This window comes from Neisseria zalophi (assembly GCF_008807015.1).
Lineage (GTDB): Bacteria > Pseudomonadota > Gammaproteobacteria > Burkholderiales > Neisseriaceae > Neisseria > Neisseria zalophi.
This window is the reverse complement of the sequence record NZ_CP031700.1, coordinates 1,385,722-1,405,131: the sequence shown is the minus strand read 5'-3', so window position 1 is coordinate 1,405,131 and position 19,410 is coordinate 1,385,722. Positions and strand designations below refer to the sequence as shown.

The 19,410-nt window shown below is 31.7% G+C and carries 25 protein-coding genes and 1 pseudogene; 4 read left to right on the top strand and 22 right to left on the bottom strand.

The window, feature by feature from the left end:
* The first annotated feature begins 61 nt into the window (after positions 1 to 61).
* Complete coding sequence (locus D0T92_RS06440) at positions 62 to 541, top strand: NemA protein (RefSeq protein ID WP_151053006.1); 480 nt, start codon at positions 62 to 64, stop codon at positions 539 to 541.
* A gap of 135 nt (positions 542 to 676) precedes the next feature.
* On the opposite strand, the gene D0T92_RS06435 is transcribed toward D0T92_RS06440, so the two are convergent.
* Positions 677 to 1,093 (bottom strand): VOC family protein, encoded by a 417-nt coding sequence (locus D0T92_RS06435; protein WP_225315089.1) that lies wholly within the window; start codon positions 1,091 to 1,093, stop codon positions 677 to 679.
* Between the two features lie 247 nt (positions 1,094 to 1,340).
* Here D0T92_RS06435 and rbfA point away from each other — a divergent pair, with 247 nt between their 5' ends.
* Both rbfA and truB read left to right on the top strand, forming a co-directional pair.
* Positions 1,341 to 1,712: a 30S ribosome-binding factor RbfA gene (gene rbfA, locus D0T92_RS06430; protein ID WP_151051274.1), complete on the top strand. Its 372-nt coding sequence runs from the start codon at positions 1,341 to 1,343 to the stop codon at positions 1,710 to 1,712.
* A 126-nt stretch (positions 1,713 to 1,838) separates the two neighbouring features.
* A complete protein-coding gene (gene truB, locus D0T92_RS06425) occupies positions 1,839 to 2,768 on the top strand; it encodes a tRNA pseudouridine(55) synthase TruB (protein WP_151051272.1) in 930 nt (309 codons plus the stop codon).
* A 260-nt stretch (positions 2,769 to 3,028) separates the two neighbouring features.
* Here truB and D0T92_RS06420 read toward each other — a convergent pair whose 3' ends face one another.
* The gene (locus D0T92_RS06420) at positions 3,029 to 3,904 is read right to left on the bottom strand and encodes a hypothetical protein (RefSeq protein WP_151051270.1); all 876 of its coding nucleotides are present in this window, start codon (positions 3,902 to 3,904) and stop codon (positions 3,029 to 3,031) included.
* Between the two features lie 109 nt (positions 3,905 to 4,013).
* Positions 4,014 to 4,823, bottom strand: coding sequence for a hypothetical protein (locus D0T92_RS06415; RefSeq protein WP_151051268.1), 810 nt, complete (start codon positions 4,821 to 4,823; stop codon positions 4,014 to 4,016).
* 323 nt (positions 4,824 to 5,146) lie between these two features.
* Between D0T92_RS06415 and D0T92_RS06410 the strand changes: the two are divergent.
* Positions 5,147 to 5,481, top strand: a pseudogene (locus tag D0T92_RS06410) (IS1595 family transposase); the annotation flags it as partial.
* Positions 5,482 to 5,540: 59 nt separating this feature from the next.
* Here D0T92_RS06410 and D0T92_RS06405 read toward each other — a convergent pair.
* From D0T92_RS06405 to D0T92_RS06320, 19 genes are all read right to left on the bottom strand, one after another.
* On the bottom strand, positions 5,541 to 5,903 hold the full coding sequence (locus D0T92_RS06405; RefSeq protein WP_225315088.1) for a cytochrome C biogenesis protein: 363 nt from the start codon (positions 5,901 to 5,903) through the stop codon (positions 5,541 to 5,543).
* Positions 5,904 to 6,047: 144 nt separating this feature from the next.
* Positions 6,048 to 6,395 (bottom strand): hypothetical protein, encoded by a 348-nt coding sequence (locus tag D0T92_RS06400; protein ID WP_151051264.1) that lies wholly within the window; start codon positions 6,393 to 6,395, stop codon positions 6,048 to 6,050.
* A gap of 197 nt (positions 6,396 to 6,592) precedes the next feature.
* Positions 6,593 to 7,228, bottom strand: coding sequence for a hypothetical protein (locus tag D0T92_RS06395; protein ID WP_151051263.1), 636 nt, complete (start codon positions 7,226 to 7,228; stop codon positions 6,593 to 6,595).
* Between the two features lie 125 nt (positions 7,229 to 7,353).
* Positions 7,354 to 7,743: a hypothetical protein gene (locus tag D0T92_RS11380; protein WP_191963613.1), complete on the bottom strand. Its 390-nt coding sequence runs from the start codon at positions 7,741 to 7,743 to the stop codon at positions 7,354 to 7,356.
* 90 nt (positions 7,744 to 7,833) lie between these two features.
* Complete coding sequence (locus D0T92_RS06385; RefSeq protein ID WP_151051262.1) at positions 7,834 to 8,196, bottom strand: cytochrome C biogenesis protein; 363 nt, start codon at positions 8,194 to 8,196, stop codon at positions 7,834 to 7,836.
* A 721-nt stretch (positions 8,197 to 8,917) separates the two neighbouring features.
* Positions 8,918 to 9,355 (bottom strand): hypothetical protein, encoded by a 438-nt coding sequence (locus D0T92_RS11575; RefSeq protein ID WP_225315087.1) that lies wholly within the window; start codon positions 9,353 to 9,355, stop codon positions 8,918 to 8,920.
* 50 nt (positions 9,356 to 9,405) lie between these two features.
* Positions 9,406 to 9,939, bottom strand: a complete 534-nt coding sequence (locus D0T92_RS06375) for an Imm15 family immunity protein (RefSeq protein ID WP_151051261.1) — start codon at positions 9,937 to 9,939, stop codon at positions 9,406 to 9,408.
* 96 nt (positions 9,940 to 10,035) lie between these two features.
* Positions 10,036 to 10,293, bottom strand: coding sequence for a hypothetical protein (locus tag D0T92_RS06370; RefSeq protein ID WP_151051260.1), 258 nt, complete (start codon positions 10,291 to 10,293; stop codon positions 10,036 to 10,038).
* Positions 10,294 to 10,426: 133 nt separating this feature from the next.
* Positions 10,427 to 10,867, bottom strand: coding sequence for a hypothetical protein (locus D0T92_RS06365; RefSeq protein WP_151051259.1), 441 nt, complete (start codon positions 10,865 to 10,867; stop codon positions 10,427 to 10,429).
* 68 nt (positions 10,868 to 10,935) lie between these two features.
* Entirely contained in the window at positions 10,936 to 11,412 is a 477-nt protein-coding gene (locus D0T92_RS06360) for a hypothetical protein (RefSeq protein WP_151051258.1), read from the bottom strand.
* Between the two features lie 48 nt (positions 11,413 to 11,460).
* The gene (locus D0T92_RS06355) at positions 11,461 to 11,916 is read right to left on the bottom strand and encodes an asparagine synthase (RefSeq protein ID WP_151051257.1); all 456 of its coding nucleotides are present in this window, start codon (positions 11,914 to 11,916) and stop codon (positions 11,461 to 11,463) included.
* Positions 11,917 to 12,376: 460 nt separating this feature from the next.
* Complete coding sequence (locus tag D0T92_RS06350) at positions 12,377 to 12,928, bottom strand: hypothetical protein (RefSeq protein WP_151051256.1); 552 nt, start codon at positions 12,926 to 12,928, stop codon at positions 12,377 to 12,379.
* A 376-nt stretch (positions 12,929 to 13,304) separates the two neighbouring features.
* Entirely contained in the window at positions 13,305 to 13,616 is a 312-nt protein-coding gene (locus D0T92_RS06345) for a hypothetical protein (RefSeq protein WP_151051255.1), read from the bottom strand.
* Between the two features lie 233 nt (positions 13,617 to 13,849).
* Complete coding sequence (locus D0T92_RS06340) at positions 13,850 to 14,308, bottom strand: hypothetical protein (protein WP_151051254.1); 459 nt, start codon at positions 14,306 to 14,308, stop codon at positions 13,850 to 13,852.
* A gap of 1,497 nt (positions 14,309 to 15,805) precedes the next feature.
* On the bottom strand, positions 15,806 to 16,270 hold the full coding sequence (locus D0T92_RS06335; RefSeq protein ID WP_225315086.1) for a hypothetical protein: 465 nt from the start codon (positions 16,268 to 16,270) through the stop codon (positions 15,806 to 15,808).
* A 544-nt stretch (positions 16,271 to 16,814) separates the two neighbouring features.
* On the bottom strand, positions 16,815 to 17,246 hold the full coding sequence (locus D0T92_RS06330) for a hypothetical protein (protein WP_151051252.1): 432 nt from the start codon (positions 17,244 to 17,246) through the stop codon (positions 16,815 to 16,817).
* A gap of 297 nt (positions 17,247 to 17,543) precedes the next feature.
* Positions 17,544 to 17,717: an RHS repeat-associated core domain-containing protein gene (locus D0T92_RS11570; protein WP_225315085.1), complete on the bottom strand. Its 174-nt coding sequence runs from the start codon at positions 17,715 to 17,717 to the stop codon at positions 17,544 to 17,546.
* Between the two features lie 35 nt (positions 17,718 to 17,752).
* Positions 17,753 to 17,803 carry a hypothetical protein gene (locus tag D0T92_RS11720; RefSeq protein WP_263641708.1) on the bottom strand — a complete coding sequence of 17 codons (51 nt, stop codon included), beginning with the start codon at positions 17,801 to 17,803 and terminating at the stop codon, positions 17,753 to 17,755.
* Between the two features lie 458 nt (positions 17,804 to 18,261).
* On the bottom strand, positions 18,262 to 19,371 hold the full coding sequence (locus D0T92_RS06320; RefSeq protein WP_151051250.1) for a hypothetical protein: 1,110 nt from the start codon (positions 19,369 to 19,371) through the stop codon (positions 18,262 to 18,264).
* Between the last annotated feature and the right edge of the window lie 39 nt (positions 19,372 to 19,410).

Genomic DNA, 19,410 nt, shown 5'->3' with positions numbered 1-19,410 from the left:
CAAAATCAACTCTAAAATACCTTTATACTCTTATATTATTGATATAAATAAAGGATATATGATGAAAAACATCCTATTTGCAGGCTTGTTGGTAACTACTTTAAGTGCCTGCTCAGTCGGCACACCCGGTATGTCGGTCGGTGTTGGGCTGGGAACCGGCATTGGTAGACATATCGGTTTAGGCACATCCATTAATATTCCAGTGGGTACCAATATCGGTAAAGCGGAAAATAACAGTATTAAAACCGTTGAAGAACCCATCGTGACTTATTTCGATGCTCAAGGTAAGATAAGCAACAGTGCTGTTAAAGGTGGATTCCATCGTCAACTATTGCACAGACGCGGTAATGAATATGTTGTGCAAGATTTTTACAGCGACAACAATAGAAAACGTACCGATCCCTATACAGTCGACCGCAAACATTTACTCGAATTCCGAGCCCACCCTGAAAACGGTACATTAACAGTTTACGCTTATAACGGTAATATTATGCAGCAACAAACCTACCAAAAAGGCCGATTGGTTAATGCAAGATATTAAAAAGTCAAAATATTTTCAGACGGCCTCATTATTCAAGCCTTATCAAAGCTACACTTCTTATTTTTAGTTATCAAAAAGCCGCCATATTACAAAACATGGCGGCTTGTTTATCTATATGATACAAAATAATATAGTTTACCCGCTAACCACTTCACCCTCTAACCATGCCATCGCTTCGATTTTGTGACCGTCAAGGTCGCGTACGAAACAGCCGTAATAAGCATCACCATAATGCGGGCGCGGGCCGGGTTCTCCGTCACCTTTCCCTCCTGCCGCCAACGCCGCTTCATAAAATGCATGCACTTCTTCGCGATTTTTAGCCATAAAAGCAATGTGTACGCCGTTGGCAGCCTCCGCCGGTTTACCGTTAAACGGTTGTTGTATCCAGAATTCGGGATAAGCGCGACCATAAGCAATAGCCGGAAAATGCTCGGTTACATCTAAAATACGGCCAATACCGAGCGTAGCCAAAACCTTATCATAAAAAGCAACGGCTTCGTCAAAGCGGTTTGTACCTAGAGAAACATGGGAAAGGATACTGGGGTTTTCCATCAAAACTCCTATTATGAGTAAAAGACTGCATAGAGTATATGCCATTGATAACCACATGTTAATTAATTATAACCATCTGCTTGTTTGGCTCGCAACTTACACTATTTTTATTTTATCTAAACTACTCAGTTAATAAGCCAATTTTCTAAGCTATCTAAAGCCGACCTCTTCTTAATTAAAGCCTTAAATCAAGAAAAGCAGTATAATAACAGTTTTTATCCTGACTCATTCAGCAACAAGGAATCCCATGAGAAAACCACAGCGCGGCTATGCCCGCCAAGACCGCGTAAAAGAACAAATCATGCGTGAATTGGCCGAACTTGTGCGTACCGGCCTGAAAGATCCGCGTGCAGGCTTTATCACCATCAACGAAGTGGATGTTACCCGTGATTACAGCCATGCCACCGTTTACTATACTGTTTTAGACGACAATACACGCGAGATTACCGAAGAAGCGCTTGAAAATGCCAAAGGCTATCTGCGCACCGAATTATCTAAACGCATCAAACTGTTTAAAACCCCCGAGTTACACTTTAAATACGACGAATCACTCGAACGCGGTATGAGCATTTCACATTTAATTGATCAGGTTGCTTCTGAAAAGCCCATAGAAGATTAATGAAATAAACAGGCCGTCTGAAATTTCAGACGGCCTGTTCAAACATCTCATTAGTTTATACCTAATCTTCCCTGTTGATCCGCAATCAATCACCATCCCCTATCCTGTTAAGAAGTTTGCCCCAATATGCCCGCCACCAATATAAAAAAACCACAAAAACGGCCTGTAAACGGCGTTCTGCTGCTGGATAAACCCCAAGGCCTTTCCAGCAATACCGCCCTACAAAAAGCCCGCCGTCTCTACCGTGCCGAAAAAGCCGGCCATACCGGTGTGTTGGACCCGTTGGCAACCGGGCTGCTGCCCATCTGCTTTGGCGAAGCCACCAAATTCGCACAATATCTACTCGATGCCGACAAAGCTTATACCGCTACCATGAAACTAGGGGAAGCCACTGAAACAGGTGATGCAGAAGGCCGTATTATCGACACCGCCAACGCCGATATCCCCCTCGAAAACTTTCAGACGGCCTGTTCGGCGCTTACAGGCCCTATCCGCCAAGTGCCGCCGATGTTTTCCGCTTTAAAACACGAAGGCAAACCACTTTATGAATATGCCCGCAAAGGTATTGTGATTGAACGCAAACCGCGAAACATCACCATTTATAACATTGATATCCAACACTATGCCCCACCCGAAGCCGTGATTGATGTGCGATGCAGCAAAGGCACATATATCCGCACCCTAAGCGAAGACATTGCCAAACACATCGGCACCTTTGCCCACTTAACCGCCCTTCGCCGTACGGAAACCGCCGGGTTCGATATCACTCAAAGCCACACCCTAACCGACTTGGAAACGCTAACCGAAACCGAACGCGATGCCCTATTGCTTCCATGCGATGTTTTAGTCCGCCATTTACCCAAGCTCGTAGTAAACCCCGAAGCAGTCGATATGCTACAAAAAGGCCGACAACCGACATGCCATATCATCCCGCAATCACCCAGCCCGATGAGAATATACGGTGAAGACAACACCTTTATCGGCTTAGCAGAATATCAGGAACAAACAGGCCGTCTGAAAGCCGTGCGGCTGATGAGTACCGCACATATTGAATAATACTCTAATAATAAAAACTCTTTGGTTGTCTAGCGGTTCAGATACTATTCCATCGACTGCCAATCAATCACCTGCTCGAGCTTTAATAAAGGAAAGCGGTCGATGTATTTGGCAATCATGGCTTGCGTGGTTTGTTGAAAAAAGTACTTATCAGACATTTCTTAGATATCTCGGTGAAAAATTTAGGGGATTTTTAGGGTTTTGCAAAAGCCTCAGAATATGATTATATAAATATGACTTTGATATATTTTTGATGTAGTTTATTTATTATTTGATAAATAGCTATTCCAATATTTGCTAGCCATTAAATCATCTACTCCTTCTTCATTACCTATTATATTAAATAAAATTTTAATCATAAGCATAAAAGCGCCAACATAATTTTTTTCTTCTTGAGTTAATAACTCTAACTTATAATCACTAACAGGATTTAAATAATATATAAGATCATAAAGTTCAATTAAGTTAATATAGAAGTTTCCATTAGTTGCAGCCGATAATAATCCTTTGATATTTCTTATGACTGCAGGAATTAAGAATTTATATGCAATAGGACTTAATAAATAATAATTACGAGACTCCAAAATAGAATTTAAAGTTTCAGTTTGTAAATCATACCAATGTATTTCACTAACGTTATGGGCTAACCAATTTATGTCTTGGTCACTTTCCCTACTGAATTCCAAAGAGTTTTTATCTAAAACTTTTTCCGAAGAAATGGTTCCTGGTGATTTAAAATGGTTATTTAAATCATCATAAAAATATTCTTCCATAATCAGCCACTTCAGCATATAGATTGCATCATCGGCTTTTTTCTGTACCTCCTGATCAATTTCTTGTTGGTACAAAAAATTAGTAACTATCTTAACTGATTGATTAACTAATTTTTTTTGATTCCTTGACAAAGTTCTGAGTAAAGAAATTGAAAAATCTATACTATAATTTTTAGATTCTCCAATTAAAACATTAATGTAAAAAATACTGTTACTAACAGTTGGCAATGAGATGGCATCAATCAATAATTTTTTCAAATTATTAAAAAAATTTATTCTAGCTATTTCATCTTCCATATTTTGATTTTTATCTGGCAAAAAAATGAAGGTTTCTTTTATTTCTAAAATAAGTGTATCATTCATAAGTATTTATCTACTGAAATAATAGTTATATTTATAATTTATAGGAAGCTTAATCTTATAGTATTTTTGTATGATATCATCAGATTGTTGCAGTAAGTGAACTTAAAAATCAATTAAATTTTTCTAACATAATATCTTTTAGATTTTTAAAAATTTTAGATGAATTAGCTTTGAGTTCAGTATAAATTTCATCGTCAATTTTATTTTTTCTTAAAATATTTGTTAAATAAGGGATAACTCTTTGAGAATTGATTGAAATTAAGAATGCAACCACTTCACTATATATATAAGAATTTTCAGGTAAATCATTTAGTCTGGTAACTAAAATATCTTCAATCAATTTAGATTGATATTGCTTTCTCTTCAATGAGTATAGAGTCCATGAAATAATTTGGGGATGATTATTATATAAATTGTTGATAAGATATTTTTTTATGTAATCCCTCGTTGGAAAAAATGCAGAGCTAAACGTGAGTGAAATTACTATGGAGTACCTATTTAAATCCCAAAGCTCAACAAGACTATCCTCTATTGAAGAGAATTTCCTCTCTCCTAAGCTATAGTATTGAAATATATGTCCTAAAGAAGATATTGCAGCAGATTTTACATTTATACTCTTATCGTTTAACACCATGTTAATTAATGTGTAAATAACCTCCTCCAATAGATCTTTATCAAGTTTTTCTTGAATTTGCCCCAAAATGAATGCTGCAATCTCTCTATGGCGAGCATAACGACTCTTCAGCAAAATGTTTTGTACTATATTTTTAATTTCTTTATACTGAAAAAATTGCAATCTTTTCGCTGCTTCATATCGAAGCACTTTACTGGAATTGAGTAAATGATCTAATAGCTCATTAATTGGCAAATCTTTGCATATTAAAAAAGCATCAAAATCTGAAATTTTATTTTTTCCCATATTATTTCCTACATTTATCTTTAGAATATCGAAAATGCCAATACCCTAAGCCTTTAAATAGATTTGGCTCGTTTAGCAAATATTTGTCCAGAATCAATTAATTCTTACAACACCTCAGACTTATCTATTTTTTTCCCTGTACTTTGAAAGCACTTATCTACTTTTGTATAAACCTGATTAGCAATACCAGTATCTACTTGATTTTCATTTGCTACTATCATCGTACCGACACGACAGCTTTACCTGCTACACCTATCCTCAAAACAACGAGATCCGCCTTACTTATTCAGGAACAAAAAGAGACAGAAAAAATACTACTGACACATTTGGAAATGTTCAACGGTAAAATCGAAGCCCATAAAAGCTATTTTAGTGGCCGCAGAAAAGATAAACATAGCTCCACAGTGCACCCGGGAAGGTACCGGTATTCAAGCTGTTAAAGTGAAATGACAAGATTTATTTTGTAGACAGGCAAAACCACATAAACGATATTAAGAACTTTTGGAATCAGGCGAAACGTCATTTGCGTAAGTTCAATGGTATTCCTAAAGCCCATCTTAAGCTGTATTTTGAAGGAGCGCGAATAGCGTTTTAACGACAGTGAGATAAAGTCTAAATTATTCTTTTAAAACAATTGGTAAGAGATAATTTGGCTTAGTTATCTAGGATTTCCTCTTTTATTTTTACTTATTCTATTAGATTCTGCATTGTTTATATTTATATATAATTACCAATTTTCTTTCTAATAACAAGAAACAGCCTAACCCAGACAGGTGTAGCAAGTCCTAATAATGCACCAATTAACAAGCCTTTTATGATGAATGTATTACTTCTTTCTATTTGTGAAGCCAATCCTAAAAACATACCCAAAATTATCTGGATAACCGATATCATACTGATATTTTTTCTTTCTAGTTCCAAATGATAAAGTAACACTATAAAAAAAGAAATAATAGGAATGACAATTAAATTAAACCTAATATTATTACTAGCATAGAAAGACATAATTATAGAAAGCCCGACCCACCATAATAAGATATTAAAACCATGCTTTTTAATAAACCAAAATAATTTTTTCATTATTTTATCCTCTTACTAATTAACATGAACCATTAGTAAATAGGCTTTGCTTTCCACTATATTAATTACCTACTTTTCTACGAGCTTTACCAGATTTTAGTTTGCCAAATAAATGAGTATATTTTCTGCTAATTTTTTAACAAATTAATTATTATTTTTCCATATGATTTTTCTCTCCAACCCATAGGTAATCATATTAATATTTTTTCCAATAGTAATTTCTTTTTTTAACTGCCCAGAATATTTATTACCGGCCAACTTTTGATATAAAGTTATATTTAACTCATCATTATTAATATTTGTTTTCATATTAGATATTCCCATTGAGCTATTATTTAATAAACCTGTTAACTCAACTTGTCTATTATCATGATTTTCTTTGACAGTAATTTTAAAATTCCAAATATTATCTAATTTAATCTCTTCACTCTTAAGAGAACAAGCTGACAATATAAAACTTACAATGCTAGACATAATTAATCCATTTTTCATAATGAGCTTCCTGATGAATTTAATGATATTGATCCGGAGGAGCTACTGAATTTTGAATCAGTATTTTCAGATGGCACCAAGAACAAGAAAAGGAGTGTATACCTAAAGGGCACACACTCTACGCTTCGAATAACCATTTCATGTAAACTAAGGCTTAATATATATCAAATAAAATAAATAGAAAATAGATTATATATTTAATTTATAGATTGACATTTTTGTGTTAACTTTTCATTAACTGTCCATCCTTTTTCTAAAGTAAAGGCATACCCTGATTGCCCACAACAAGCTACTCCAGCTAAACCTTCAATTGGATTAAGACACTTATTTCCATTGACAAACGAGGAGTTTGGTAACTTTTTACTTTGATTATCCTGACTTTCCCTAAGGAATTTAAATTGATTTTCTTCAATGATATCAAGACCATCAATACCATAATCAATAAAACTATTATTGTTATTATTATAAACAATAATATTTTTTCTTAATAGAACCTGTTCTCCAACTAAAGGAGCTGCACTAGAGTTATAAAAAATACGGCTATCATTATTAATTCTTGCCACTACATCTTTATCTTTTAAAATAAATATATCATTAGGTTTTGAATATAATATTTTATATCCATTTACCTCAATTACTTTTGCATGTATGCTTGCTGATTTAATCCCATCGTCAGAAAGCAGGTTAAAAATTTCATTAAAATTATCGCCAATACTTTCTTCAAGGCCTGTTTCATCCAATAAATTAGTGCTTTTTATTAACGTTGATTCTTTATTATAAAGACATGAAGAAAGAATCAAAGATATGATAATAAAGAATAATAAATTCTTCATTGTATTAGCCCCCTTATATTTAGGTTAATTGAGTTTTCTTTACACATTTTCCAACTTCTGCTTATTGATTACAAGCAGCTACAATGGCAGCCCACGCTTCTTCAAATGTACTATATTGCGACCAATCAATAGTTTCCAGTTGTTTTACATAGTAAAGTGTACGGGCTGTCTGAACGGGTTTCCTGTATCAGGTGACTGCCGCCCCAAGTAAAGTCGGTTTTATCTTCCAGGCCGTCTGAAACTTCTTGGCCGTTTTTCAGACGACCTTTGCTGGTTCTTCTGCCTAACGCATCGTGCGTATAAATCCAAGTCTCTTTGCTGCTGTCTTTTTTGAAGATTTTCACTTTAACCAGTTGATTGTACAGTTTGTTTAGTAGGAGTGCGCGAAACGAACCTTTATAGCAGGGCAAGGCGGTTTCATCGTCATAAGTTTTACAGGCCTTACTGACATTGAATACAAAGGCGGGTTTGCGGTTGACTTTAACGTTTTTGGTAACAGTTTTAGCGCTGCTCAAATTGGCAAATAAAGGAAAGGGAAAGCTCGATCCACTATAATTAAAATAGTGGCTATCCTAGTAAACTAAAATAATTTTTTGATTAATAACTTATATATAATCTTTTATTTTTTCTTTTAAAAGTAGAAATAGTTTTACCCATAATGGAGTTAAAAGCCCTATAATCCCTCCAAATACCACCCCTTCTATAACCATAAAGTTTTCTCTTTTGATTTGAAGCGCCAACCCAAATAGTATTCCAATAAAAACCTGTATTATAGATAAAAATCTAATTTGTTTCCTTTCTAATTCTAAATGAAATAATAAAACTAAACAAAGTGAAATTATTGGTGCCCCAAGTAATTTAAATATTAAATTAGTTGAATAATATGCGAAAAATATAGACAATAGTAAACACCATATTAAAATACTTAACCAGTTGTTTTGAATAAATTGATTGGTTTTTTTAAGCATATTTTCTCTTCATTCTCAAATACCCCATGTAAGCCACCGCTTGCTTATCATACTATATTACAGGCTACTAAAATTTATATTATTACAATTGCCTGACTACTAAAAAATGATTATGAGCTTTACATCTACATCCATCATCCCATCCAAAATGAATATTGTTATTAATAGAATATTTAATATTATCAGTTAAAAACTCTTTGCCAACAGTTAGGCGGTTTTTTAAAAAGATAAAAATACTTCCTAATTGACCCTTTACTACAGATCTCACCTTTCCAGCAACTAAAGTTCCTCAAATTTCCTTAGGAAGATAATATTGTATGCCTCCTCTTGCTGGATCTTGCTCTGCACAAGGATCATTACATGTCCAAGAGATTTACTTACACTCAATCCTAATGGATCTGCCCATGTTACTATTTCACATAGCCCGCAAAGGCTACTTCCTCTACTTAATTTAATCAAATCCTAATTAATAAACCACCCTCAATCCGGCTCGTAATACCAAAAGAAGTCATAATGCAGTTTAGTTTCAGTATCACAATACTGATTTTGCAACCTAAATGGCTGATGTACTTCGGTAATATTAGTCTCTTCCTCTAACTTTCCCTAACCTTTTATTTTCCAAATCACAATAAATTCCCGTTTTTATCAGTTATCTCCTGCGGAATAACAACTTAATCTCGATGGAAATAATTAATACCTTGGTAGCTTTCTCCCTCTTTATTTATCCTATATGGCTGCCGTCCAAAGTAAAGTCAGTTGTATCTTCTAGGCCGTCTGAAACTTCTTGACCGTTTTTCAGACGGCCTTTACCGATTCTTCTGCCTAGTGCATTGTAGTTATAAGCCCAAATGTCTTTTCCCTGTTCGGGTTTGAAGATTTCCACTTTCGCCGGTTGGTCGTGCAAATCGTAGAAATAGTTCTGTACTTCGCCATCAGCCAGTTCTCTATGAATCAGATTGCCTAAGTCGTCATAGTAATAGCTGATGCCGTTGTAGGTTTTGAGGCAGTTGTCGGCAATCTTGTCTTTGAGGCCGTCTGAAAGGATATTGTGGGCGGGGTCGAAGGCGAAGGTTTCTTGGTTGGCTTGAGTGATTCGGCCGAGTTTGTCGTATTCGAATTGTGTTACGCCGCTTCTTTTCAAGAAAAGGTGCGTGCCCAAAAGGCACACACCTCACGCTTTGAATAGAAATTCCATAAAAATACAATTATTTAATTTTCCTTATATAAAAAGAAAAATCTTTTAATTTCAGAGCCAAATTGGTCAGTAAAACTTTCAAGGTAAACATCCATAATTTGAATGAGATTTAAATCCGTTAGCGTTTTTTTTATGATAGGATAGTTTTCCAAATTAATAATAGCTTTCTTTTTAATTTTATTTTTAATGTCAAATTGCTTCTCTTTTCTTGTAACCCAAAAAGATGGCATATAAAAACCAAACTCACTTACACCTGAATATACCTCATCATTTTCATCGTCAGTATAAGTTAAACAAATAAAAAAATTAGCAAACTCTTCCGGGGTTAGTTTATTTTTTGCATATAACACCACACTGTTTAAATGTGCCAAAGCCAAATTAAATAAAAAAGTATTTAAATCCTTTCTATCTATATCTTTTGCTATTTTTTTTACTTTAGTATATCTGTTAATTAAAGGGGGTTCTTCAAATGTCTCATAATCAAAAAGAAGTTCTTCAAACTGAATGGATGAATCTTTAAAAATTTTCGCAATTTTTTTGGTTAACATTTATTTCTCTTTCTATATATTTCAATTGCTTACTATCTATGTGTTCCAGCCATGACAAAATAAAAAATCTTTATTATCCTGACAGGCTACGGTTTGCTAACTATCTAAAAAACCTGTTTTTCTTTTAATAATACCTAAATCCGTATCATCATCTCTAAATATTTGAACCAAGCCCATATCATCAAATAAAACCATAATTCCTCCCCCTTTTTGTTTAAGTAAAGTAAAATCATATCCATCTAAAAATTTTCCTTCATCAATTAAACAAACAACTGTTCCTTTTTCAATGGGATTTGATGCTATCCAAAAAACCCTATCTCCTAATTTCACATTGTTACCATCAGAGTATTTCATAATTTTTCTACCTAATTAATAAAGAGTTCAACAGGAACCATACTAGGTTTTAATTACTCAGGTTTTAAAACATATTTTTATTATGCCCAAAAACAATCACAATTTGAATAAAAATAGCTAAATTTATAGTTAATTATAGCTTTTCTAAAATAGACAATAATTCATCTTCCACTACAAAAGAATTAGGATCATCACCTGAAAATAATATGAACAAAATCCAATCTTTAAAATTTTTTAAATCTTCAGTATCTAAAAAATCTAATAAATTTTGTAAATTATTACTAACAGAAAGATAGTAAAAAAAGCTTATTAAAAAATCTTCCATCTCATTAGGCAAGTTTTCAAAATAACGCCGCTCCATTAGTGGTAACAAATAATTCCATGCTTCCCAAGTTATATCAGTACATGCAAGATCTAATCTATTAAAATCAATTGATTGATTCGGTCTTAAAGATGTAGCATATTCAAATCCATCCAAATCCTCAGGACGTGTAATTGCAATATAATCTTTTTCGATATTTAAGAATTTTTTAGGCCAAGCTTTAGGTTTAATTAATATTATTTTATCTTTCATATTTAATATCTACGCTATTTTCTACTAATATACTTTTTATATTTTTTTAATTTGATTACATGAATTATTTACTCGTTGTATATGTTCCAAATATCCCCCATTTCAGCAATTATTTCTCTTTTTTTTCTTACTTTAAGCTTTTTTATTTGCATATATAAACTATGACTTTCCATCCATCCTTTACACCCACTTAAGCTTGAAGTATAGGTTTTGGCTTTTTGTACAGCCTTGTTTAATTTCACACAAACATCAGAAAAACATTTAGGCTGAGGTGTGCTACATTTACTGCATACAGTGAATGTCGAACGTAATGTAAAGACTACGATTGCGACAGCAGCTGTAGCCGTATGTTGGAGTTGGCTTGCAGAAGGCCAGATGAAACACTCACTATTACCTTTGATAATGTATTGCGACAGTCCGGTGACGGGGCGGTAAACAAAACACTGGTGGTTGCCATTGTTATCTTCTACGGCGACCAAGTGCAGTTCGATATAACTTTCGCCGTTCGGATCATCGTTGGAAACCGTTAACGGCGCAAAACACAACGATACAGAACCGTCTAAAGATCTATATTCAATAAAGATAGTTATCTACTATATTTTGATGTTGATTAAATTTTCCATGTATTCAATATTGTTAATTAATGTATTATCTCCAAATATATCTTCTAGTCTATCTGAATAAAATAATAGCCATTCAAAAAAATCTTTCAGAGTTATTAGTTCACTATGGCTTAAATATCTTAATGAATCTTTTAAGCTTTCTTCGTAAATTAAATTATTGATAAAATCCTGAATATTTATCGAAATATCAAAAATATTGTTTTGAATGCTAAAAATAATTCTGGGAATTAAATAATTTACCCCCTCTGGTGAAAAATAGCACCAAGGGACTAAGTGATGTTCATCTATTTGAATTTGATTTATATTAGTATTTTCATAGTATTCAAAATCACTTTTATACTCTGACATAATATATAAATTATTTTTATATTGGCTTGAAACGAGCCCGTCTTTAGGCAATGAACGATAAGATATCTGATAAATCATTGTTACAATCCTAAAATAAAATCTATAGTAATAGTTTTTTTACAATGAGTATAAACATTCCATGCTTGAGTCATGGCTTGCCCATGCCCACTATCCCTACCTTCCCAACAATGTTTCTCAGGCCGCTCCCGAATAATAGCCTCCTCTTTCCATACGCTCATTCTTTTTTAATTTCATAAATACCCTTTCTATTTTTTATCTTCTCAGCTTTTAATTAAATTTATGTCATAAAATTCATATAAAATACGATATCGATGTATTTTTTAATGGAAATCAATATAGTTTTCCTAATAATAAGGATGTTAGCTTAAATAAGCATTGGTTCCGGCCGTCTGAAAGATTTCAGACGGCCGGAACCAATAGGTTTAAAATATCGCCCCTCTATGTCTAAATCAAATCCTCTACATGCTACTCTTACTTATTATGATTTGAATAGGTTTTTTATACGGAATATGGCTTTCTACATCGCACTAACTTCTTTTAAAAAATCAGTTATTTTAATTTTCTCACTTTCAGTAAGCTCTTTATAACTTTCATATTCCAATAACATAAAATATAAAATATCTATAAAATTTAATTTAGCTTTATTTAAATTATTCTTACTTATATTGATATATTCCATACGCTCTATTTTGTTAATCAATAAACATCGAATAATAAACCTTCCTACTTCACTAGTATTTAATTCTTCATAAAACTCACAAAGTGACATAATTTCTTTTATTAAGTTAAACCTATCAGTTTTATCAATTTTAGAGAAATTTAAATCTGAATTTTCAAAATCAACAATCCAATAAAAAAATCCTCTATTTTGAATTATTTTTTTATGAGTAAAAAGACATGATATAAATGAAAATGTATCTTTATCAATGAAGGTTGGGAACCTACTTGAATCTAAATTAATAGAAATATATTCCAATGCAGCTTGTAAATCTTTTTGTTCTACATTTACTAAGTAATTTATAATTTCCTTATTACTCATTTTAGATATAGCTACATACGATAATTGCATAATTATTTTATCTCTTAAACATTATTAAAATAACATTTTTATGGTAATACCAAACTACCAACTCCGGCCACTGGAGTCGCAACAAATGATAATGCAACCACTCTAACTACTTTATACCCTATGTAAACAGCAGCAGCTGTACCTACAATTTTTCCAGCAGTTTTTAAATTTTCTTGCGATTTAGGCGGTACAGTATCAGGTTTTGAAACAGAATAAATACATTTCGCTTGTATTGGTAGTATATTATCATTTAACTATTTTTATGTTTTTTAATACCTTCTCTAAATCCTTAAATATTTGAATATATTTTTCAACAAAGTCTCTAAGTATTTACACTAAGAAAATGCTCGTATTGTAATAACTTAATTCCTTAAAGTTAATTTAAGTAGTAAGAAACAACCACGCCCTCCATACCAACAGATGAATGTATATAGGAAATTTCATAATTTTCATTACTATTTTTAAAAGATAACAAACTTGGAAAGTTTTCTATGATATCATCAGGAATATTTTTATTATCAAAGTAATATATATCAAAAATTATATTTTGATCTGATAAATTCTTAATTAGAAAAAAAATTATATTTTTATATACTATTGACTCACCATTGCTTAATTGGATCGTTAACGTTTTATTCTCCTTATGATGAAATACTCCAACAATTTCTTTGTCATGAACAGAACTCATTTATTTCCTCCATACTTATCCGGATTATTTAAATAATAATCTAAATCTTGACATTAACTATATAGAATTTGGCCATAATAACAACACTAATCCAACAATCATTCTTATAGCTACAACTATATAAACCAAATAGCTTGAGCATATTATTTTTATTGAAAACTTATTCTTTATTTTTTAATATATTTTTTAAATATTTTATTTCCTCTTCCATATAATTTTCACAATAATCATCTTCAAATAAAATAAAATTTAATAAATAATTTTTGCATCATCATTAAATAAATTTTGTAAAGAAATAATCTTTTCATAAAATCTTTAGGTTTAAATATATTAATTATTAACATATTCAATTCAAAATCACAATATTTACTTAGTAAATTTATTTTTGAAAGAATTAAATCAGAAAGGTAATTTTTTTGTATATCATTGAATTTAATAATATTTATTGCTCTTATAAAACTTGATATGCTCTGTACTTTTAGAAACTTATCATTAATTAGTATATATTTAATAAAATCAAAATAATTATCAGAAATTATTAATTTATCTGGAAATATCTCAGATAAAATAGATAAATTTCTCCTAATATTTTTAATTGGTAAATGATCAAAATATAATATTAGTTTATTTATATTTCCATTATTTAATATTTTTTCTATTTTATTTTTTATATATAAATCTTGACTCGCCATAAATATTCCTATTTAAATTAATTAGTTATAATGATTAAGTTCCAGCCAAGCCTTCCTCACCAAGTCGTGCAGTATCACAATAAACCTGTAGTTGAATATATAACCCTAAACTAATGTATCAATATCAATTATTTATATAAAATTTAGTGTATGAGATGAATCTGATTTATTCGAATTTAAATTATTTGAGTACTTTTTATTAGGAAAAGATGGAGGTGATGGTTTATCAAAATTATTATTTCTCCATTTTTTTCAGCTTTTACTAATTGTGTATAAGCCAAATTTAGTAATTTTATATGCCCTCTAACGGTATCTCTAAGTGTCTCACCCTGCCTGATTCTCTATGGCAAATTATTAGGATAATTCATTTTTTTATATATTTCATTTTCTAAATTTTTTACTCTTTTAGCAATTGATACACATTTTTATGTATTATTTAATCTCAATAAATTTACCTAAATTTGAGTATTAAGCCCAAAGATATATAAATTTATTGAAACATCCAACCCAATCAGCTTCTGATTCACAAACCGCCCGCAATAAAACTCATAATAACTAAAGAAGTTATTATGCCCCCTTTCTTGGTCACAATACTGGTTTTGAAATCTAAACGGCTGATACACTTGGTAATATCAGTCTCTTGTTCTAATTTTCCCCAATCTTTATCCCAAACCACAATAAATTTTTGTCTTCATCGGTTATCTCTCATGAGATACCGGTTTGATCGCGGTGGAAATAGTTTATTTTTTAGTAGCCTTCCTCCTCTTTACTTGCTCAATTGCGGATTTGTGCTAAAGATCCGAGGTCTTCGCAATAATATAGGCTATTAAGATTTTATACTCAATAAAATTTTCAAAATAAAAAATTTTCTAATTTTACCCAATTTTCATTAAAAATTAGAAAGGTTTTAGTTAGTTATAAATATTTCAATTATTTTTATATATTAAATTTTGTTAATAATATTTTTTTGCAAAGGTCTAATAGGTATACAGGCCGTCTGAAATGATATTGTAGGCGGGGTGCTATGGTAGAGTCACAGCTGTAAATCAGGTTGCTAGTTTTGTCTTAGGCGTAGCTGTTTTCGTAGTCGAAATACAGAATGGCATTATCACGTCAGCGTGGCTGAGCAACCGTCCAAGATGGTCACGTTCCATTAAGACTTCACTATCGCCAGCATAGACCCGTTTGGTCAGCTCGTTGTTGTCATCATAATGGTATGGTTCGAGATGGCGGAGAATGTCGGCAACTTCGGCATGGCTGTTGTGATAATTGAAATGCTATTCTTCGCCCAAACTGGTGCGGTTGGCCAGTACTTTGAGAATCAAATCATGCCGGTGGGGGTGTAATAATCGCATTTCTAGAAAAAGCTACCGGTCGGCAAAAATCAGACTCTATTGTTAAAGAACCAGATTAAGGCCACCAGAAAAGATTTTTTGCTGATGAATTTTAAACAGAAAATATATAAACACTTAAAATGGTTTGATTCTCAATGCTTGTTTAGCCTTTAAATAGGGAGATATAAATTTTTCTATATTTAATATATCTGATGAGTTTTTGAGTTTTTTTTTCAATATCTTTATTACAAACAGCATATAAATAATAGTCATACCCAAAGTGGAATTGACAGTTTCTAGAACATAGTTTGCACCACATATCTTCCCTTAATATAAGCTCCAGCAATTTAGGTAACTTCTTTATATCAATATGTTGATTGTTTTTATATGCTTTTATATTGCTATAAATCGATAATGCTTTTATTTTTAAACACTTAACATTTAATAATTCACATATTTTTAATATAATATTGATATACTCTAATTCAACTCTTTTATATTCCTTCATTGAAACAATACCTTTCTCTACATCAAAAAAGCTAGTCCATTCATCAGGTAGAGAATATAACGTTTTCTTATCATCACCATAAATTTTGTATTTTGTTATTCTAAAAGAATATTTCATCATTTAATTCCAATTTATTTAAGAACTGCATCATATGTACCTAATTTTATTGCCTACTACCAATATTTTTATTGAATCTACTTCCAAGCACCTCCATTGTGACCATCTTTATCCAGACTATAAATTTAGAACACCCGAAAGGAGTGTTTTTGTTTTTTCAAACACTGGTTGACCATGAGATTCATAATTTATTTTAAGGTAACCCAATAATTTAAAATTTTTTTCTTGAGGGATATTTATGCTTAACTCAAACACATCCACTCCAATCTGTTTATTTAGTGCAAATTGATACAAATTACTTCCACCACATAACCCAATCGGATCCTGATCTAAAAAATTGTAATACAAGCCTGTTTTTTGGTCGCATTCTGTGGTCTAAATAGCTGATGCACCTGTGGGCAAACCCATTCGTCTTTGCCTTCTACATTGGTATAATGTGTGAACTTGTACTAGCGATTAATAACTGTCTTCGTTAGTGTAAATATAGGTATATCTGCCATTTCCATAAACCTCCTGAAACAGGACAGGCTGGTTGTGACAGCTCAAGTTATTTATCTTCTAGAGATAATTTCAATTCAGATAGTCCAAAATCTAGTACATCATAAATACAAATACACCATTGTTGCTCTAACTCAAACAGATAATTTTCTCCTGGATAGTCTAATAGAAAATTTAAAATCAGCTCTAAATTTTCTTTTGAAAATTCAATATTATATCCATCTTTAAAATCATTTCCGATTAAAATAATATCAGATTGATTTTTATTCAATTCCAATATAATATTAAAAGTTTCATCAATAAATTTCTCCAGCTCATGAAATGGCTTGCTAATGTGAATCTTGAGTTTGCTCCAAGAAATTCTAGAACCAATAAAAGGATAATTTTCGATTTTTACATACCTATTGAATACTTGTTTATCTAAAATTGAAAATTTAATACTATTTAAATTAAGAAAATTATTTAATTCATCATCAAACATATATATAATCAGCTCCCGAATATTTTTTGTAATTTTTCAAATATTTTGTCTGTAGCTTCAAATAGAAATGTGGACCTTCTTTTGCCTGCTTGACCATTGATATATGCTTCTAAACGTTCTTCAAATTCAACTCTAAAATCACACCAGTCATCAACTGTTTGTATTTCTACAGGTTTCTCAACAGTATTACCAAGCCTACCTAAAAGAACTTTTCAGCTTTAAAACCATGTATTATTAACAATTCATAGCTTTTTTCATGGCTTATTCATATGTATCTTTAAGCCTTATAGAGTCAATTTATACTTGGAAGTTAGCCACAAAAGTGTAGTAGAAGTTTCTCCCACCATCTAACCTAATCGAATCCTGATTCACAAACCGCCTGCAATCAGATTCATAATACCTAAAGAAGTTATAATGCAAGCTCTTTTCTTGGTCGCAATACTGGTTTTGCAACCTAAACTGCTGATGCACTCCGGTAATATTGGTTTTTTGTTTTTCAGCTTACCCTAACCGTAGTAATCCCCAAACCACAATAAATTCCCATCTTTATCCGTCATCTCTCGCTGAATACCGATTTGGTCGAAATGGAAGTAGTTGGTTTCCTGGTAGCTTCCCCCCTCTTCGTTTGTCCAATTGTGGATTTATGCCAGTAGCTCGCTGTAAGTCGTAGCCTATTACGGTTTGTTAAGTCGATACCCATCTATACTTGCTACACTAGTTCTTAATTTCTTAAAAATAATAGTCCGAGACCTTTGCGAAATAGCTTTTTAACAGAAAGCCGAACTCCAAGCACAGGATTTCGGCTGTCGGGTGAAGGGCTATTTCGCAAAGGTCTCAACCTATCTTATTGTAAAGACCTCAAACCATACCGCTAAATCGAACGGACTCAGGGTAAGCTCGCCAGCCGCTACGAACTCGACCCGCTGGGCTAGCTGAAACAACAAACTGCCATACCAAACTTTCCCGCACAGGCAAAACGTGAACTCTCGCCGCCGTCGGATGCCACTACGGTTTGTTAACATCTTTTATCTTCTAACAAAAATACTCCATCATTTCCTATTAATAAAATTTTATGTAGATGATTTATGTAATATAGATCGTGGATTCTATTACTTTTCATATCAAAAATAATATGACCTTGTTTATTGAAAATTAAGACTCTTGAAAAAGGATAATCTACTCCTCCTTGTAAGTTGACAGCAAAATAATCGTAGTCATCACAACCCTTAAATGAAGTAGCATTTGAAAAATTATTAGTATCACTAATTAGTTTGAATATATCTGGTTTTGAATATTTGAAAAGTTTTTTGGGAAGCAGTGTTTCTTTATTTACCAGTATTATTTGAACTGCATTTTCACTTTTAATGGGTTGTAAAATTAAAAAATTTTCTTCAAATGCATTTGTAAAGCTAATTCTGGAAAAAGGCCACTTTACTTTTCTGATTTTTTTATTTATAGCTTCAATGCATAATAATTTTTCTTCAAAATTAATTGAAAAAAAATTAATCTTATTATTGCTCCAATATGATCCGAATTGAAAGCTAGTATTAACACCCTCATTCCCACACTGCTCTAATGTTTTAATTGTTTCCCCACTTAAATTTTGATAGGTTACAGTATATATCGTATTTGGATTATCATAATCTAAATTACTATAATTTAATATTCCGATAGCTTCAGATTGTTTATTAAATACAGGCTTTATTATTCCATTTTTCTTTAATAAAACTTCTCCATTTTCATTAAATATTTCATTTGTCCCAAAGATTTTTAATTTTTTATTTGAGTCAAAAGCCATAACTTCAAAATTTAATTTACATAGTTTATTGCAAGGCTCATTAATTAAAGTAAATTTATTTTTTTCATTTAATTGAAATTTTGTTTTCACAAGTTCTATTTTTTTATTTTTGAACGCTTTTTCTCCTATTGTCATTAAAAAAATAGGAGAAGTTAGTTCGTTTGAAATAATAACTGATCCATATTTAATATCAGTATCAATAGGATTTATTTCAAAAAAAGTATTAGTATTAATTTCTATATTTTTTTGTTGTTTATTTGAAGGTGTGCAAGCTATTAAAAAACAATTACAAAATATATAAATTAATACTTGGATATAGAAGTTCATTTTATTTCTCCTATTTTTCAATTGTCCATGGGTTTTTTC

Excerpts from the sequence above, each read along its gene's own strand:
- D0T92_RS06400 (WP_151051264.1), bottom strand. The coding sequence starts at position 6,395 with ATGAAAAATGGATTAATTATGTCTAGCATTGTAAGTTTTATATTGTCA.
- D0T92_RS06340 (WP_151051254.1), bottom strand. The coding sequence starts at position 14,308 with ATGGCGAGTCAAGATTTATATATAAAAAATAAAATAGAAAAAATATTA.
- D0T92_RS06385 (WP_151051262.1), bottom strand. The coding sequence starts at position 8,196 with ATGCTTAAAAAAACCAATCAATTTATTCAAAACAACTGGTTAAGTATT.
- D0T92_RS06420 (WP_151051270.1), bottom strand. The coding sequence starts at position 3,904 with ATGAATGATACACTTATTTTAGAAATAAAAGAAACCTTCATTTTTTTG.
- D0T92_RS06375 (WP_151051261.1), bottom strand. The coding sequence starts at position 9,939 with ATGTTAACCAAAAAAATTGCGAAAATTTTTAAAGATTCATCCATTCAG.
- D0T92_RS06440 (WP_151053006.1), top strand. The coding sequence starts at position 62 with ATGAAAAACATCCTATTTGCAGGCTTGTTGGTAACTACTTTAAGTGCC.
- D0T92_RS06365 (WP_151051259.1), bottom strand. The coding sequence starts at position 10,867 with ATGAAAGATAAAATAATATTAATTAAACCTAAAGCTTGGCCTAAAAAA.
- D0T92_RS06350 (WP_151051256.1), bottom strand. The coding sequence starts at position 12,928 with ATGCAATTATCGTATGTAGCTATATCTAAAATGAGTAATAAGGAAATT.
- D0T92_RS06435 (WP_225315089.1), bottom strand. The coding sequence starts at position 1,093 with ATGGAAAACCCCAGTATCCTTTCCCATGTTTCTCTAGGTACAAACCGC.
- D0T92_RS06320 (WP_151051250.1), bottom strand. The coding sequence starts at position 19,371 with ATGAACTTCTATATCCAAGTATTAATTTATATATTTTGTAATTGTTTT.
- D0T92_RS06415 (WP_151051268.1), bottom strand. The coding sequence starts at position 4,823 with ATGGGAAAAAATAAAATTTCAGATTTTGATGCTTTTTTAATATGCAAA.
- D0T92_RS06395 (WP_151051263.1), bottom strand. The coding sequence starts at position 7,228 with ATGAAGAATTTATTATTCTTTATTATCATATCTTTGATTCTTTCTTCA.
- D0T92_RS06330 (WP_151051252.1), bottom strand. The coding sequence starts at position 17,246 with ATGTTTGATGATGAATTAAATAATTTTCTTAATTTAAATAGTATTAAA.
- rbfA (WP_151051274.1), top strand. The coding sequence starts at position 1,341 with ATGAGAAAACCACAGCGCGGCTATGCCCGCCAAGACCGCGTAAAAGAA.
- D0T92_RS06345 (WP_151051255.1), bottom strand. The coding sequence starts at position 13,616 with ATGAGTTCTGTTCATGACAAAGAAATTGTTGGAGTATTTCATCATAAG.
- D0T92_RS06405 (WP_225315088.1), bottom strand. The coding sequence starts at position 5,903 with ATGAAAAAATTATTTTGGTTTATTAAAAAGCATGGTTTTAATATCTTA.
- D0T92_RS06370 (WP_151051260.1), bottom strand. The coding sequence starts at position 10,293 with ATGAAATACTCTGATGGTAACAATGTGAAATTAGGAGATAGGGTTTTT.
- D0T92_RS06355 (WP_151051257.1), bottom strand. The coding sequence starts at position 11,916 with ATGATTTATCAGATATCTTATCGTTCATTGCCTAAAGACGGGCTCGTT.
- D0T92_RS06335 (WP_225315086.1), bottom strand. The coding sequence starts at position 16,270 with ATGATGAAATATTCTTTTAGAATAACAAAATACAAAATTTATGGTGAT.
- truB (WP_151051272.1), top strand. The coding sequence starts at position 1,839 with ATGCCCGCCACCAATATAAAAAAACCACAAAAACGGCCTGTAAACGGC.